The sequence below is a fragment of the Campylobacter sp. RM12637 genome (assembly GCF_020137645.1).
Lineage (GTDB): Bacteria > Campylobacterota > Campylobacteria > Campylobacterales > Campylobacteraceae > Campylobacter_E.
Window position 1 is genome coordinate 1 of record NZ_JACGAV010000036.1, and the last position, 2,700, is coordinate 2,700.

The 2,700-nt window shown below is 24.9% G+C and carries 1 protein-coding gene; it reads right to left on the reverse strand.

The features are described 5' to 3' along the window. Nucleotides 1-2,112, reverse strand: a 2,112-nt coding sequence (locus AVBRAN12637_RS09595) for a hypothetical protein (protein WP_336615820.1), incomplete at its 3' end; no start/stop codon positions are given. Nucleotides 2,113-2,700 lie beyond the last annotated feature (588 nt).

The following is a 2,700-nucleotide window of genomic DNA, read 5'->3' on the forward strand; positions in this document are numbered from 1 at the left end:
GTTATTAGTAGTAGCACTAAGTTTACCATTATTTACTGATACATTGCCTAAAAAGGTATTATTATCAGCTTTTACTTCGGTATTTGTATTTGTAATAATTACATCGCCTTTAAAGGTATTGTTCTCTCCTTCAATTTTACCCATACTTACATTTTTATCATACCAAGCTCCATCGGTTGAGAGTGTTCCGCTACCTGATACTAGCTCTGATACTGTTGAGCCTTCTTCTACATTTATAAAGCCTTCGTTTTTTATTTCTCCTTTGATTTCTGAGCCATTTATTACACTTACTTGTGCACCTTTACTATCAATTACTATGCCTTGCTCTAATGTAGCTTTATCTAAGACATTGTTTTTACTATCGCCTGTAATAGTTAGAGTTTGTTTAAATATAGAACCAACTGCACTTATGCTATCAGCACTAACCTGACCTTGAAAAGTGCTTTTATTATCGCTTAATAAATTATTTGCAGTTATATCTCCACTAAAGATTGTATTGCTTGATTTAAAGTCATTGCCTACTTTGAAATTTCCATCAATAATAGTTTGGCTTTCGTTATTTATAGTTAAATCGTTTGTAACATTTATAGTATTAGTAGAACCATCAGCTTTATTAGTAATACTAGAATTATTTAAAGTTAAATTATTAGCAGTTATATCGCCTTTAATATTAGAATTATTTAATTCCATATTATTTGTAGTATTAATACTACCTTGAATAATTGTATTACTTGATTTAAAGTCATTGCCTACTTTGAAATTTCCTGTGATGGTTTTTGCTTCAGTATTTTCAATAATTACATTATTTGCAATATCTATTAAATTTGAATTTAAATCAGAATTTAAAAGCTTTAATTCACTACCTTTTATATCACCTTTGATACTAGAATTACTAATATCAATATTATTAGTAGCTTCTATTTTGCCGATTAATTCACTATTATCTGTTTTTATGTTGGTAATAAGAGAATCTCCTGTTAGTTTTGAATTATATATCTCTAATTCTTCCCCATCAACCAATGCCTCTACAATAGCACCATCTTTTATAATAACCTTAGTATTATCTTGAGTTGAAATATCATTTTTTCCTGGAATTAAAATAGTATCAGTTCCATATAATTTATTAGCTTTTATATATCCACCATTTATAGTAATTTCTTTTGCAAAAATCCCACTATTTTCTATATTATTTATATAATTTACATTATTTAATTCTAATTTTGGAATTCTATTATATAAATCATTATTATTTAAAGCCCCAATTCCTGTATCTACTAATTTAGTATTATTAATAATTACTTCACTATCATAATGTAATGAAGAAGCTTGAGTAATAGCCGAATTAATTATCTCACTATCATTTATTGTAACCTTAGTATTATCCCAAATCGTAATATGATGTTTTGTAACATCCCAAGCATTATCATTAGATATTTTTACATTATCTAATTCATTTGTATTATAAAAATCAATCCTATTAAGATTTGAATCCAAAACTGCATTTTTAATAACACTATCTTTATATGTTGAAATTCCATTAGATTTTAATGTTATTTTATCTTTATCGTTATTTATAATTTGATGATTTTCAATAGTCAATGTGCCACTTGCTGTGATATTTTTATTATTGTATTTTGCATCATTTTTAATGGTAATATTTTTGGCATTTAAATCTGTGGTTAAAGTAGAATTATCTAAAATAAAATTATTAACCTTGCTAATATCAGAACTAATTGTAGTGCCATTTATAACTTCTAAAGTATTCGTATTTAAAGTAGCTTCTACTATAGAATTATCTACAACAATATTTCCACTAATATTTCCAAGCAATTTAGAATTAACAAAAGTAGTTTCTTTGTTAAAACTACTATCTTTTATAGTTGAATTAGACACAATTAAATTACCACTTTGTGGAGTTTTATGAGCATATTTAATATTTTCAATTTTTACTCCATCTAATATAATAGAATCATTATAACCAGCAGTCCATAAATCTAAAGCAACATTAGTTAAACTTCCACCAATCATAGTCAGACTAGATGTTTTTTTGTTATTATCTATTAATATTCCAAAATTTGTATTACCATTTTGATTAACTTTAGATATATTCATATTTTGTAAATATACATCACCATTTATTTCTAATCTATTACCTGTATCGCTTGTAGTAATATTTAAATTACTTATAAAATGAGTTTCATTAATTTTACCTAATTTAATATTTCCACCTGTATGAGTAATATCAGTTGGTTTTGAATAAGTAGTGCTTATTATAGTTTTGCCATTATTAATAGTATCTTTAGCATACGCTAAAGAATTTATAGCAGTGCTTGGGATAGTATCAGCAAGAGCTAAATCCCCCCCCCGCTAATATAAAAGTTATTAAAGATAATTTTATAGTTCTATTCATTTTCTCCCCTAAAAAATAAATGAAAAATGCTTTATTATAGTTAAAAATCAATATATAAAGGTTAATCAATTACTAACAAAATGGGGGGGGGTAATTATAAAAATTAATATTTTTATAAATTTTTAACAATCTAATCAAAAGAATTTTAATATAAAAAATATTAAAAACTTTTAGAATTAAGGTAAAAAAATAAAAACAATCGCTAAATAAAAATACAAAAACTCATAAAAACAATAAAGCTAAAAAGTTTTACTTTCTAGCTTTAGATAAGTTCTTAAGAACTTAATAAA